This is a genomic window from Clostridium fessum, from assembly GCF_003024715.1.
GTDB classification, from domain to species: domain Bacteria; phylum Bacillota; class Clostridia; order Lachnospirales; family Lachnospiraceae; genus Otoolea; species Otoolea fessa.
The window spans coordinates 419124-432534 of the sequence record NZ_PYLO01000002.1 but is presented as its reverse complement, the minus strand read 5'-3'; the positions used below and the strand labels follow the sequence as shown (position 1 = coordinate 432534).

Annotated in this window: 10 protein-coding genes; 7 read left to right on the top strand and 3 right to left on the bottom strand. The window is 49.6% G+C overall.

All coding sequences use genetic code 11. The features are described from left to right. Positions 1 to 46 precede the first annotated feature (46 nt). The 5 genes from C7U56_RS06985 (at position 47) to C7U56_RS06965 (ending at position 5140) form a co-directional block, all read left to right on the top strand. A complete protein-coding gene (locus C7U56_RS06985; RefSeq protein ID WP_107000708.1) occupies positions 47 to 1453 on the top strand; it encodes an MBOAT family O-acyltransferase in 1407 nt (468 codons plus the stop codon). Between the two features lie 116 nt (positions 1454 to 1569). Next, positions 1570 to 2706: an alginate O-acetyltransferase AlgX-related protein gene (locus tag C7U56_RS06980; protein ID WP_181357195.1), complete on the top strand. Its 1137-nt coding sequence runs from the start codon at positions 1570 to 1572 to the stop codon at positions 2704 to 2706. A gap of 364 nt (positions 2707 to 3070) precedes the next feature. Further along, entirely contained in the window at positions 3071 to 4201 is a 1131-nt protein-coding gene (locus C7U56_RS06975; RefSeq protein ID WP_107000706.1) for a type II toxin-antitoxin system HipA family toxin, read from the top strand. A gap of 17 nt (positions 4202 to 4218) precedes the next feature. After that, positions 4219 to 4497 carry a helix-turn-helix domain-containing protein gene (locus C7U56_RS06970; protein WP_107000705.1) on the top strand — a complete coding sequence of 93 codons (279 nt, stop codon included), beginning with the start codon at positions 4219 to 4221 and terminating at the stop codon, positions 4495 to 4497. Between the two features lie 436 nt (positions 4498 to 4933). Then, complete coding sequence (locus tag C7U56_RS06965; protein ID WP_107000704.1) at positions 4934 to 5140, top strand: hypothetical protein; 207 nt, start codon at positions 4934 to 4936, stop codon at positions 5138 to 5140. A gap of 134 nt (positions 5141 to 5274) precedes the next feature. Here the strand turns inward: C7U56_RS06965 and C7U56_RS16205 are convergent, their stop codons facing one another. From C7U56_RS16205 to C7U56_RS06945, 3 genes are all read right to left on the bottom strand, one after another. After that, positions 5275 to 5436, bottom strand: a complete 162-nt coding sequence (locus C7U56_RS16205) for a hypothetical protein (RefSeq protein ID WP_338108853.1) — start codon at positions 5434 to 5436, stop codon at positions 5275 to 5277. A gap of 274 nt (positions 5437 to 5710) precedes the next feature. Beyond that, positions 5711 to 7024, bottom strand: a complete 1314-nt coding sequence (locus C7U56_RS06950) for an MATE family efflux transporter (RefSeq protein ID WP_107000703.1) — start codon at positions 7022 to 7024, stop codon at positions 5711 to 5713. A gap of 86 nt (positions 7025 to 7110) precedes the next feature. Beyond that, positions 7111 to 7575: a methylglyoxal synthase gene (locus C7U56_RS06945; RefSeq protein WP_022360055.1), complete on the bottom strand. Its 465-nt coding sequence runs from the start codon at positions 7573 to 7575 to the stop codon at positions 7111 to 7113. 199 nt (positions 7576 to 7774) lie between these two features. Between C7U56_RS06945 and C7U56_RS06940 the strand changes: the two genes are divergently transcribed. Together C7U56_RS06940 and C7U56_RS06935 are read left to right on the top strand one after the other, a co-directional pair. Beyond that, positions 7775 to 9355 carry an ABC transporter ATP-binding protein gene (locus tag C7U56_RS06940; RefSeq protein ID WP_107000702.1) on the top strand — a complete coding sequence of 527 codons (1581 nt, stop codon included), beginning with the start codon at positions 7775 to 7777 and terminating at the stop codon, positions 9353 to 9355. A gap of 15 nt (positions 9356 to 9370) precedes the next feature. Further along, positions 9371 to 13363, top strand: a complete 3993-nt coding sequence (locus C7U56_RS06935) for a glycosyltransferase (protein ID WP_107000701.1) — start codon at positions 9371 to 9373, stop codon at positions 13361 to 13363. The last annotated feature ends 48 nt before the right edge of the window (positions 13364 to 13411 follow it).

Here is a 13411-nt window from a genome sequence, read left to right as displayed (position 1 = left end):
CGGCAGCTCCCTTCTGCGACAACTTATCAATAGGAGTTTACATAAAATGGTTTTCAGTTCAATCATCTTCCTATGGGTTCTTCTCCCCTGCATCCTGCTCCTCTACTACGTGAGCCCCAAACCGTTCAAAAACGGCATCCTGACCGTATTCAGCCTCTTTTTCTATGCCTGGGGCGAACCGCGGTATGTGGTGCTCATGATTTTTTCGGTTCTGCTCAACTACGGTTTCGGGCGTCTGGTGGAGAAATTCGGGAAAAAGAGATGGCTTTTGGCGCTCTGCGTGACGCTCAATCTTCTGATCCTCGGCTATTTTAAATATTACAATTTCCTCGCCGAGGTGCTGAATCCGCTGCTTCGCGGGTTTGATATAGCGCTTCCGGCGATTCAGGTGACGCTGCCGATCGGAATTTCCTTCTATACCTTCCAGGCGCTTTCCTACGTGGTGGATGTGTACCGGGGCGAAAATCAGGCGCAGAAAAATCCGTTCAACATGATGCTTTATATTTCCTTCTTCCCGCAGCTCATAGCGGGACCGATCGTGAAATACCATGACATCGAGGAGCAGATCGAAAACAGGACCGTCACGCTGGAGGGCTTTTCTTACGGCGTGAAACGCTTTATTTTCGGTCTGGGAAAGAAGGTCATCCTGGCAAATACCTTTGCCGAGGTGGTGGACGCGGTCTACGCGTATCAGGCGGCGGATGTGAGCCAGGCGATGCTCTGGCTGACGGCGCTTCTCTATATGCTGCAGATTTATTTCGATTTTTCTGGCTATTCGGACATGGCGATTGGGCTTGGAAAAATGTTTGGCTTTACATTTATTGAAAACTTCCGGCTGCCGTATACAGCGACTTCGATCCAGGATTTCTGGCGGAAATGGCATATTTCCCTCTCCAGCTGGTTTAAAGAGTACGTGTACATTCCGCTCGGCGGAAACAGGAGGGGCACGGCGCGGACGTATGTCAACCTTTGGACGGTCTTTCTGCTGACCGGCATCTGGCACGGAGCGGGCTGGACGTTCATTTTCTGGGGCATTTACCATGGCTTTTTCAACGTGCTGGAGCGCTGTTTTCTGGGAAAATGGCTGAAGCAGGAGAAATTCCGGCCGTTGGCGCATATCTATGCGGTGTTTGTCGTGCTGATCGGCTGGATTTTCTTCCGCGCGGACACGATCGGGCAGGCATTTTCCTTTATCCGGTATATGTTTGTGCCGCACAGCGCAGTCGTTTTGATGGAACGCTACATGAACCGGAAACTCTGGATGTTTCTGGCGGCGGCGCTGCTGGCATGTGGTCCGGTGCAGTGGTTTTGGATGAAATGGAAAGGGCGCGTGCTGGCGCAGGATGGCTCGGTGACGGTCGCAAGCTGGATCGGCTACATGGCGATCCTGTGGTTTTCCATTTTGCTGCTTGTCAACAATACATACAATCCATTTATTTATTTCCGTTTTTAAAAGCAGTGTAGAAAGCATGCTTGCCTGTGCAATGAGAACATAAAAATGAAAGCATGGGCGGCAGGGCGTGAAAGTACAGAAAGATGGATTCATGCAGGGAGAAGAAAACGAGAGATATGAATCGAGAGACAGGGACAAAAATACTTCTGATTGGTTCCTTTGCGGCGAGCCTGGTGCTGCCGACGCTTGTCTATCCGGCGGTTAGGAGCCATCTGGACCAGCAGAATTATGAAAACAGGGAATTGGCATCCTTTCCGGAACTGTCGGCTGCCAATTTTGACAATATTCCGACGGAATTTGAAGCGTATTACAACGACCATGTTCCGTTTAAAAATCTGTTTGTCAAGGCGAAGACAAAGCTGGATCTGGAGCTTTTAAATGAAAGCTCGATTTCGGATGTGACGGTCGGAAAAGAAAACTGGCTGTTTTACACCGTTTCGGAGGACGGCGAGGATGCGCTGGCGGATTATCAGCGGACAAATCTCTATACGGCGGATGAGAAAACAGCGCTGGCGGACGCGATTACCTCGGTAAACGAGAAAATGAAAGAGCGCGGCATCCGGTTTGTGATGTTTGAGGCACCCAACAAGGAAAGTGTCTATGCGGAATATATGCCGGATTCGGTCCGGGTATACGGAAGTGAGTCGCGTCTGGATGCGGCGCTCCCGGAGCTTGCGGCGCAGGGACTTCCGGTGTATGACATGAAGCCGGAGCTTCTGAAAGAGGCGGACACGTATCAGCTTTATTACAAATATGATACGCACTGGAACCAGATCGGCTCTTTTATCGGAAGCCAGCAGATTGCACAGACTTTGCTTGGAACCTCTACACCGCTCAGTGCAGTCTCGATTGAGGCGGCAGGACCGGCGTCCGGAGACCTGGCGCGGATGCTTAACATGGCAGCAGAGTACAGCGACGATACCGAATATGTGATTCAGAATTATCTGCCGGAGGTGACGGCTACGACGGTGGATATGAACGAGGACAACAGCTTTGCAGTATTTGAGTCGGATTCGCCGAATGATAAAACACTTCTGGTGGTAGGCGATTCCTTTAGCCAGAACCTTAAATATTTTATGCCGAAGCTATACCGGAAAACGGTGTTTGCGACCTTTGACACATACACGGAGGCGCTTCTGGATGAATACCAGCCGGATGATTTTGTCTATCTGACGGTCGAGCGCAACCAGGAGCTGTTTGAGGATGTGGAGACGGTTGTCTGGCGGGATGAGGTGCCGGAGAAGGACGGGTAAGGTGCCGGATGTCCGGGCGGAAGGGGGATGCAAAGTTTTTTTAAAACTAAATAAAAAGAATCACTCGTAAAGTGCTAGTTCGGGTGATTCTTTTTTTATGCCTCTTGATTCCATATTTTGTTGCGCGAGGGTTATTATAAAAAAATGGAAGAGGATGTAAAGAGGGAAATTTTGAAAAGCGAAGGTAGAAGGCTTGAAAATCAGGGGTGGATAGATTAAAATAAATGGATAATATATTATACAAAACAAATAAAAAATAGCATTAATGGATAATATATTATCCATGATTTAAATGGAAAAAATTAAAATAGAATTTCCCTAAAGTTTGTGTTTATGGGATAATAAAGGAGAAAGGATAGGGCGGATGGAGACAGGAAAGAAACTTCAGGTTATGTATGAAGACAGACTGGTAGGAACTCTTGCATTAACAGCGAATCACAAGGTGGCATTTGAGTATGATGATGCATGGCTGGAAGAGGGATTTTCGATCAGTCCGTTTTCACTGCCTTTGAAAAAGCAGGTGTTTATTCCAAATAAGGATTATTTTGAAGGTTTGTTTGGGGTGTTTGCGGATAGCCTGCCAGATGCGTGGGGGCGCCTGCTTTTGCGGCGTCTTTTGCTGGCGCATAAGCAGCAGCCAGACGATTGGACAGTGTTAGACCGGCTGGCGGTTGTGGGAAGATCTGGGATGGGGGCGTTGACCTATCGTCCGCAGCGGGAACTTTCGGTTGAGGAGAAAAATGATAATCTGGACGAACTTGCGGAGGCCTGCCAGAAAATATTAAATACCGAATACTCGGACAAATTGGATGAACTGTACCGGCTGGGCGGTACAAGCGGAGGTGCGCGCCCAAAAATCATGACGCAGATTCAGGGAGAGGACTGGCTGATTAAATTTCCGGCACATATAGATGGAAAAGATGCAGGGAAGATGGAGTATGACTATGCGTGCTGTGCAAAACAGTGCGGAATTGTCATGAGTGAATCGAGATTGTTTCCCTCAAGGCGATGCAAAGGATATTTTGGAACCAGACGATTTGATCGGGAAATAGAAAATGGGATGGTAAAGCGGGTTCATATGCTGACGGCAGCGGCGTTATTAGAACTGGATTTTGAACAGCCAAGTCTGGATTACCATCAATTGATGAAATTAACGAAAATATTGACGAATGGGAAGGCAGAAGATATAGAAAACATGTTCCGCCGTATGTGTTTTAATGTGTTTGCCCACAACCGGGATGATCATTCAAAGAATTTTACTTATATATATCGGGAGGAGGAAGAGCAATGGCGCCTGGGACCAGCGTATGATCTGACGTACAGCAACACATATTATGGGGAACATACGACCAGCGTAGATGGCAATGGACGAAATCCGGGTGAGAAGGAGCTGCTTGCAGTTGGGCTTGCAGCCGGAATGAAAAAAACGAGATGCATGGAAATGATAAAACAGATTCGTACATGTGTGCAGGACATGTTAGGTCATTATCTTTAGAGAGGCAGGAGAGCAATATGGAAGCACTTATCTGGGAAACTGCAGATGAACTGGATCAGAAACTGGCATCACGGCTGCGTAACATCCGGAAACGCCGCGCTATTTCACAGCAGAGACTGGCGGACATGAGTGGGGTGAGTTATGGCTCAATTAAGCGATTTGAGGCGACGGGGCAGATTTCCCTTTTGTCACTCACAAAAATCGCGATGGCACTGGATTTGGCGGAAGAGCTGCGGGGGCTTTTTACGCGGGTTCCGTACAAAAATATTGAGGAGGTAATCCGCGAATCCCGTTAAGCCACCGTTCACGCATTGTGTAGGCAGCACCCATCCGCGTAGCCCTGCCAGAACCGTTCGCAGGCGACCGCGCGAGACGCCCGAATGAGCCAAGGTACATTCTTTTTTAGGCGGGATGCACAAATCCGCAAATCGCCGCCGGACGTTTTTGTTTATATTTCAAGTATGGCTGTTTTTGTAACTTTTGTACATAGTCAGGGTGTCAAAATTGGTACTTATTACATATATTAACTTATGTTTATATAATTGCAAATGACTTATAAGTTTATACCACTTCCGGGGATGGTACTTTTTGTTTGACAGTGTTATATTATTGCCATCGAAAGAAACAAGAGATTTTCACAGACGGATATCGTAATAGTATCATAAGAATATTGCAATGGATTTCCGCCTATCATATGAAAAAATATAATTTTATTTGATGGAGGTAATTATCATGATGAAAGCAACAAGAACATTCAATAACGGTTTATATCAGGAGAATTTATATCAGGCATATTACAACACACCAGCAGAAAAGCATGTAGTTTCCGAGTCCTTAGAGCAGGAAGCAATGCCGGTACTGGTACATCGTTTAGCTGCACAGTTAGGTTATACCGAGTCTGAGGCAGAAGTAGAAAAAGAGTTTCTGTGCGAAATGTAATGGATAATCTGCTCGCAAGCTTATAACCATCCGGCAGAATTGGATGAGTTACCACCAACCTAAAGCATTTACGACAGAACAAGGCTTCTGAAGCCAGAAAAAGAAAACCGTCTGAGAAAGAATGAAAGATTCTTTTACAGACGGTTTTCTTTTTTTACCGAATCGCGTTTTTCATTGATTTCACGTATTCTGCCACATACGGCACACGGGATATCGCTTTCTTCTTTTATCAGATTTACCATCGCGCCGATATCGGTCGTGATCTCACTCCGGACGCCGGTGCCACCTTGATTCATGGAGTGATTCCATGCGCTTTGCGAGATACCTGCATATCTCCGGCAACTAACATAAGCCCTACGTCGCAGAGTACTAGGCTGAAAATATATCCAGCTTTTGGCTGCGCCCTCAGAGGTCCATTTGGCAGCCTGCATCTCGACCCGGTTCTCAGCCTCCCGGACTCTCTGTGCGCGCATATGCTGCTTTGATCTCCGCTTCAACGGTTTTGGTGTGTTCGATTTTTCATCAATATACTACGATGATGTAAAGTGTCAAATATTTTTTGAGAAAAAATTAAATTTTTTTAAAATTATGTGATTCTTTGGAAGTATGTCCCAGCCTTGCCAGCAGCAAAATAGCGAAGAAAGTGATCATTTCCGACGCCAGGAAAGACAGCCAGACGCCGTTCAGCCCAAACAGGCGCGCCAGTGTGACAGCGCAGGGGATGATAGCGACGGCCCCGCGCAGCAGAGAACCGGCGATGGCTGGTTTTGGCTGCGCGACGGCGGAAAAATAGGCAACCAGCAGGATGTTGATGCCAGCAAAGAGAAAGCCCAGGAAATACAGCCGGAGCCCGCTGTGGGCGTAATGCAGAAGTTCGGCGTTCTGCTCCTGGTTGAAGATCTGGATCAGTGGATCGGTCATGCTCCAGGTCAGCACCAGAATGATCGCTTCCACGATCAGGCAGGCGATGACGCCCCAGGTCAGGAACTGGCGGCTCTGCGTGTGATCGCCTTTTCCGTAGCTTTCGCTGATGAGCGGCTGCGTGCCCTGCGCGAGTCCGTTGAACAGGCACATGGCAACGACGGAGAGATTGGCAGTGACGCCGTAAGCGGCGACACCGACATTTCCAGCGAGTCCCAGAAGCAGGAAATTAAAGACGATCGCGATCACGGCGGAGGATATTTCGCCGACAAAGGCGGATACGCCGAGCTGGCAGCAGGCGATCAGGTGGCGCAGGGATGGAGCGCGAAAACGGAATCCGACCTGATTGTGTTTTCCCAGGTAGTGCGTGCCGCAGATGCTCATCGTCACAAGCGGGCAGAATGCCGTCGCTAACGCCGCGCCGGTCAGTCCCAGACCTGCCGGAAACATGAAGATGTAGTCAAACACGATGTTGAACATACTTCCGGCGATGGAGCCGAGCATCGCGATCGCCGGAGCGCTGTCATTGCGCGCAAACGCCGTGAATGCGTAGTTGGACATAAAAAAAGGCGAGGCAGCCAGAATAATGCGGAGATACTGCTTTCCGAGCGCGGTCAGCCCCGCGTCTGCGCCGAGAAGCTGCAAGATTTTATCCGGGATGAAAATGCCTGCCAGCACCAGCGGAATGCTGATGAGAATATCCCAGGTTACGGCGGAGAGAAAATAGAAGCTGGCGCTTTTGCCCTGCGCACGGTCGATCGCATAACGGGTCGCCGATCCGATCCCGATCATGGCGCCAATCGCATAGATCAGTCCGTAAACCGGTAAAATCAGATTTAAGACCGCCAGACCATCTGCACCGGAGTAGACCGAGATAAAATAGGTGTCTGCGAGGATGTAGACGGAAATTCCCAGCATGCCTGCCATGCTTTGGAGAATGTATTTAAAAAATTTCTGTAACATAAAAAATCTCCCTTGTATGTATTCTCATAAACGGTAACGACCATTGTACCGAAGAATGAGAATAAATACAAGGGAGAATGTGTTTTTTACAGCGTCTTGGCCCGCTCTTTAATATTCTGGTGGAAGTTGATGATGTCATGCTCATACTCCTCATCCATCAGCGGCGAGGTAATCATAAAATCGGCAGTCGCTTTATTGTTGGCGATCGGGATATCGTAAACCTGGGCGATTCGAAGAAGCGCCTTGACATCCGGATCGTGCGGCTGGGCGGTCAGGGGATCGGAGAAGAAGATGATAAAATCAACCTGTCCCTCGACGACTTTTGCACCGATCTGCTGGTCGCCGCCCAGAGGACCGCTGTTATAGCCCTTGACCGGAAGCCCGGTATATTCCGTAATCATGCGGGCGGTTGTGCCGGTTCCGCATAAGAAATGTTTTTTGAGGATCTCTTTGTTCGCCTCACACCAGTCGATGAGTTCACGTTTTTTATTGTCGTGTGCGATGAGTGCAATATTTTTTTGTTTTCGAATTGTCATTGTTAAAAAATCCATAGAATCATCCTCCTTTGCCATGATTTTTGCATAGCATCTGGATATTGTCAAGAAAATACAAAACATTTCACAAAAAAATACGAATGTTTTTCGTGAGTACATAGAAAGAGGTGTGTTTTTCTGCGTACAGGAATTGCAAGAAACATAGAAAACATGCTATACTACGAGAATAGTGGAACAGGAGGAACGAAAAAGATATATGTCTGCTGAAAATACAACAAACACAGGGGCACAAGAGGCGGAGAACGCAGAGAAGTACGCGGTCGAAGTGAAAAATGTGACCAAGATATACAGGCTGTATGATAAACCGATCGACCGGCTGAAAGAATCGCTGAGCGTCAGCCATAAAGAATACCACAAGGATTTCTACGCGTTGAGCGATCTTTCCTTTACGGTTGAAAAAGGTCAGACGGTCGGAATCATCGGTACGAATGGTTCGGGTAAATCGACGATCCTTAAGATCATTACCGGCGTTCTCACGCCGACGACCGGCGAGGTGACGGTGCGCGGCAAAATTTCGGCGCTGCTGGAGCTGGGAGCCGGATTTAACCAGGACTACACCGGTATCGAAAATATCTATATGAACGGTACGATGATGGGATATACCAAAAAAGAGATGGATGCAAAGCTGCCGGAGATTCTCGATTTTGCCGAGATTGGCGATTTCGTCTATCAGCCGGTCAAGACGTACTCGAGCGGTATGTTCGTGCGTCTGGCATTTGCGCTTGCGATCAACGTCGAGCCGGAGATCCTGATCGTTGATGAGGCGCTCTCGGTCGGGGATGTCTTTTTCCAGTCCAAGTGCTACCGCCGCATGGAGGAGATCCGCAAAAACGGCACGACGATCATCATGGTAACCCACGATATGGGAAGTATCATCAAATACTGCGATAAGGTAGTGTTGCTCAATAAGGGAGAATTTATCGCACAGGGTTCGGCGGGCAAGATGGTCGATCTCTACAAAAAGATTCTGGCAGGACAGATGGACGCGCTGCGCGCCGAGCTGGAAGTGATGAACGATTTTTCCGGGGACAAGGTAGTAAAAGCGGAGAAAGCAGGAGCCGGAAGTGCGGAGAAGGGTGCATCTGGAAATGAGGCTGGAAATAACGATGCCGGAGATGTAAACGGCTCCGGAGCAGTGGATGGCACCGCAGAAAATGGAGTTGGTTCAGCATCGGACGGCACCGGAAATCCGGCTGGTTTGAACGGAGAAACGGCGAAAAAGACGGGCTTGATGCGCGACAAGCTGACGATCAACGCAAACCGCGAGGAGTACGGCGACGGCAGGGCGCAGATCTTCGATTTGGGACTGGTGGACGCGCGCGGTAATATCACTAACCTGCTCTTAAAAGGCGAAGAGTTTACCATCCGCGAGCGCATCCGTTTCAATGCACCGATTCAGGCACCGATCTTTACTTATACGATCAAGGATAAGAAGGGAACCGATCTGACCGGCACGAACACCCTGTTTGAGGGAACGGATGTCCATCCGGTCAAGGAGGGCGATATTTACGATGTCGCGTTTACGCAGAAGATGACCCTGCAGGGCGGCGAATACCTGCTGTCCATGAGCTGTACCGGATTTGAGGGCGGCGAGCACGTGGTGTACCACCGTCTCTACGATGTGGCCAATATTACCGTTATTTCCAATAAGAATACGGTCGGTGTCTACGACATGGAGCCGGATGTAGCAGTCAGGTTATCGCCAGCCGGAGAGGCGGCGAAGCAGGCGGAGTCGCTCAGTGCGGACGAGGCGGCACAGGAAGATCTGCAGGCATGATAAAAGGAGATTAAGATGAAAAAAATCAATCAGGAGCTGATCGCTCTGTTTGATAAATACGGCAGTGACCGGCGCCGGGCGCTGCGGGAAAATAAGAAGCTTTCCTATCTGTACGCACTGGCAGATCTGCGGGAAAACCTGTTGGACTGGTGTCAATTTGACCCAGAACAGCAGGCGCTGCAGATCGGGGCGGACGCGGGCGCGCTGACAGGGCTGCTTGCCAGGCGTTTATCATCGGTAACGGTGCTGGATGTTTCCGAAGAAAATCTGGAGGTAGTACGCCGTCGTTTCAAGACAGAGCCGGAGCTGGCGGCGAAGATCCGCTATGTCTGTGCGGATGTGGAGACGTATGCGAGGGAAGCGGAAAAGCGCGGCGGGACATATGGATATGTAGTGCTGATCGGGGATTTGACGGCGGCAGATAGGGCTGGACGCGCGGCGCAGATGACAGCCGCAAAACAGCTTCTTTCTGCTCATGGAACCTTGATTGCGGCGGCTTCCAACTGGTTTGGCGTGAAATACATGGCAGGCGCAGAGCGGGAGACGGGCGCACTTTCCTGGAACGAAATGAAGCAGCTGCTTCCGGGCGGGGAATTTTACTATCCGATGCCGGATTACCGGACGGCGGGAGAGATTTTTTCAGATGCCTATCTGCCGAAAAAAGGCGATCTGACCGGTGTGTTACCGGTCTATGACTGTCCGCAGTATATGCTGATGGATATGGGGGCGGCGCTCGATGCAGCCTGCGAAGACGGACGGTTCCCGGAATTTGCGAATGCATTTCTGGTTTTTTGGCAGAGACAGGCTGCGCCGGAAGCTGAGAATGCTTCACAGGACGTTATCTATGTGAAATACAACCGCACCCGCGAAGACCGCTTCCAGATCCGGACAGAGATCCGTGAAAAGAATGGAACCCGCGAGGTCTGGAAGACGGCGCTCTATCCGGAGGGAAAGGCGCACATCCAGTCCTTCGAAGAAAAATATCAGGTGCTTGACCGTCAGAATCCGTCCCTGAAACTGGCAAAACCGGAGCTTCAGGACGAGGGAATGACAGCGGTATTTCCGTATTTAGAGGGAAAAACGCGGGCGGAACTTCTGGGAGAAATTCTGACTGCCCAGGGCGCGGATGCGGAGGTTTCCGCGATCCGGGCTGCGATGGATGAGATCTACAGCATCCGCCCGGAGGAACGCAAACCATTTGCGGTGACACCGGAATTTATCAAGGTATTTAATGCGCTGGGCGAGCTGGATTCCTATCGGGATAAAGAGACAGAAAATGGCGGCGGATGGGCTTCTTTAGGGGCAGTTCTTGCGGACGAGAGCTACAGCGCCTCCAACATTGACGCCCTTTTTGAAAATATGCTGGTGACGGCGGACGGAACTTATGCGATCGACTATGAGTGGGTCTTCTTATTCCCGGTTCCGGCTGGTTTTGTGAAATACAGGACACTGGTTTATTTCTACCGCCGTTATAAGAGTCTGTTGGGCGGTCAGGCCGAGCGGGAATTTATCGGACAGTTCCCGGAGTATGTGAAGGCGGATGAGAAGCTGCTTTCGCTTTACGAGGCGATGGAACGCGGCTTCCAGGAGTACGTGCACGGGGAAAACCAGCGCACTTACCAGGAAGATTACATGGTAAAGACGAAGACATTAGCCGATCTTTCCCATGTGGACGGAGAACTTGCAAGGGCAAACGAACGTCTGGATGCGCTCCGGGCAGAAAATTCGGAAAAAGATACGGCACTCCGCAAAGTGCAGGAGGTACAGCGCCTGACGAATAACCACGTGGCGAATCTGGACGTTATCATTTCTGATCTGCGCCATGAAAATGCAGAGCTTGGCAAGACGCTGACCTACTTAAATGGTCATGAGGCGGTCATTTTCAAGGTGCGCCGCAAGCTCGGACAGGCATTTAACCGGTGCTATCCAAAGGGCACGGTACGCCGCAAGAAGCTCGGCTACTGGAAACGGACGATTCTCCATCCGGGTAAAATGATGAAGATGTACACCACAGAGGAAGGAAAGAACCTTATCAAAGGTGATTTTGAGATCGGTGAGGAGTATCTGACCTACGGAAAAATCCACCTTCCGAAGGAAGAAAATCCGACGGTTTCCATCGTAATTCCGGTATACAACCAGATTCACTATACCTATCTGTGCCTGCAGTCGATTCTGGAGCATACGAAGGATGTGAGTTATGAGGTTATCATCGCAGATGACGTTTCAACCGATGCCACTGAGCATCTGGCGGAGTTTGCCGATAACCTGGTGATCTGCCGCAATCAGACCAATCAGGGATTCTTGCGCAACTGCAACCAGGCGGCGAAGGCGGCGCGCGGCAAATATGTGATGTTTTTAAACAACGATACCCAGGTAACAGAAGGCTGGCTCAGCTCCCTGGTAAATCTCATTGAATCTGACTCCACCATCGGTATGGTAGGATCTAAGCTGGTATATCCGGATGGACGTTTACAGGAGGCAGGCGGCATCATCTGGAGCGATGGTTCCGGCTGGAATTACGGCCGCCTCGACGATCCGGACAAGGCAGAATATAACTACGTCAAGGATGTAGACTATATTTCCGGCGCAGCGATCCTTTTATCCACCGCACTCTGGAAGCAGATCGGCGGTTTCGACGAGCGGTTTGCCCCGGCGTACTGCGAAGATTCGGATCTGGCATTTGAGGTGCGGAAAGCGGGCTACCGCGTCGTTTACCAGCCAAAATCCAAGGTCATCCATTTCGAAGGCATTTCCAACGGAACGGATGTCAACGGAACCGGTCTGAAACGGTATCAGGTGGAAAACAGCGAGAAACTCAAAGAAAAATGGAAAGAAGAGTTCAAGAATCAGTGCGTCAACAACGGCAATCCGAATCCATTCCGCGCACGCGAGCGCAGCATGGGCAAAAAGATCATTGTCGTGATCGATCACTATGTGCCGACCTTTGACAAAGACGCCGGTTCCAAGACAACGTTCCAGTACCTGAAAATGTTCCTGAAAAAGGGGTATGTTGTTAAATTTATCGGAGATAATTACCTCCATGAGGAACCGTATACGTCTACGCTGCAGCAGATGGGAATCGAGGTCCTCTACGGACAGGAATACCTGACCGGTATCTGGGACTGGCTGGTGAAAAATGGAAAAGATATCCACGTGGCATATCTGAACCGTCCGCATATCGCGACAAAATATGTGGATTTTATCAAAGAACACACGGATATCAAGATGATTTATTACGGTCACGACCTTCATTTTATGCGTGAGTTCCGCGAGTATGAGCTGACCGGCGATGTGAAGAAGCGTCAGGAATCCGAATATTGGAAATCGATCGAGTTTTCACTCTTCCACAAAGTGGCGGTGTCCTACTATCCGTCCTACGTTGAGGAAGAGGCGATCCACGCCGTTGATGAGACGATTCCGGTCAAGGCGATCACGGCATATGTCTATGAGGAGTTTTTACAGAATCTGAACAAAGACTTCGCCAAACGGGAAGGACTTCTGTTTGTCGGCGGCTTTGCGCATCCGCCGAACGCAGACGCGGTGCTCTGGTTCGCGAAAGAAGTATTCCCGAAGATCCGGGAACAGATCAAGGTCAACTTCTACATCGTCGGTTCCAAAGTGACCGACGAGATCAAAGCGCTGGAACAGCCTGGAAATGGCATCATCGTCAAAGGCTTTGTAAGTGAAGAAGAACTGGCAGACCTGTACCGGAACTGCCGGATTGTAGTGGTACCGCTCCGCTACGGCGCAGGGGTTAAGGGCAAGGTGGTAGAAGCTATCTATAACGGTGCCCCCATCGTCACCACCTCCGTCGGCAGCGAGGGAATCCCGGATGTAGAAAAAGTTCTCCTCGTCAAGGATCAGCCGGACGAATTTGCCGAGACAGTCGTAGAACTCTACAAAGACGAAAAACGCCTGGAAGACCTGGCAGAGAAAACGCAGGTTTATATCCGCGAGCATTTCAGTATTGATGCGGCTTGGGATGTGATTAAGGAAGATTTTGAATAAAAAATAGTAAAAGATAGAAAATTATATATAATAAAGAAAACGATCAGG

Excerpts from the sequence above, each read along its gene's own strand:
- C7U56_RS06985 (WP_107000708.1), top strand. The coding sequence starts at position 47 with ATGGTTTTCAGTTCAATCATCTTCCTATGGGTTCTTCTCCCCTGCATC.
- C7U56_RS06980 (WP_181357195.1), top strand. The coding sequence starts at position 1,570 with ATGAATCGAGAGACAGGGACAAAAATACTTCTGATTGGTTCCTTTGCG.
- C7U56_RS06970 (WP_107000705.1), top strand. The coding sequence starts at position 4,219 with ATGGAAGCACTTATCTGGGAAACTGCAGATGAACTGGATCAGAAACTG.
- C7U56_RS06940 (WP_107000702.1), top strand. The coding sequence starts at position 7,775 with ATGTCTGCTGAAAATACAACAAACACAGGGGCACAAGAGGCGGAGAAC.
- C7U56_RS06950 (WP_107000703.1), bottom strand. The coding sequence starts at position 7,024 with ATGTTACAGAAATTTTTTAAATACATTCTCCAAAGCATGGCAGGCATG.
- C7U56_RS06965 (WP_107000704.1), top strand. The coding sequence starts at position 4,934 with ATGATGAAAGCAACAAGAACATTCAATAACGGTTTATATCAGGAGAAT.
- C7U56_RS06945 (WP_022360055.1), bottom strand. The coding sequence starts at position 7,575 with ATGGATTTTTTAACAATGACAATTCGAAAACAAAAAAATATTGCACTC.
- C7U56_RS16205 (WP_338108853.1), bottom strand. The coding sequence starts at position 5,436 with ATGAATCAAGGTGGCACCGGCGTCCGGAGTGAGATCACGACCGATATC.
- C7U56_RS06975 (WP_107000706.1), top strand. The coding sequence starts at position 3,071 with ATGGAGACAGGAAAGAAACTTCAGGTTATGTATGAAGACAGACTGGTA.
- C7U56_RS06935 (WP_107000701.1), top strand. The coding sequence starts at position 9,371 with ATGAAAAAAATCAATCAGGAGCTGATCGCTCTGTTTGATAAATACGGC.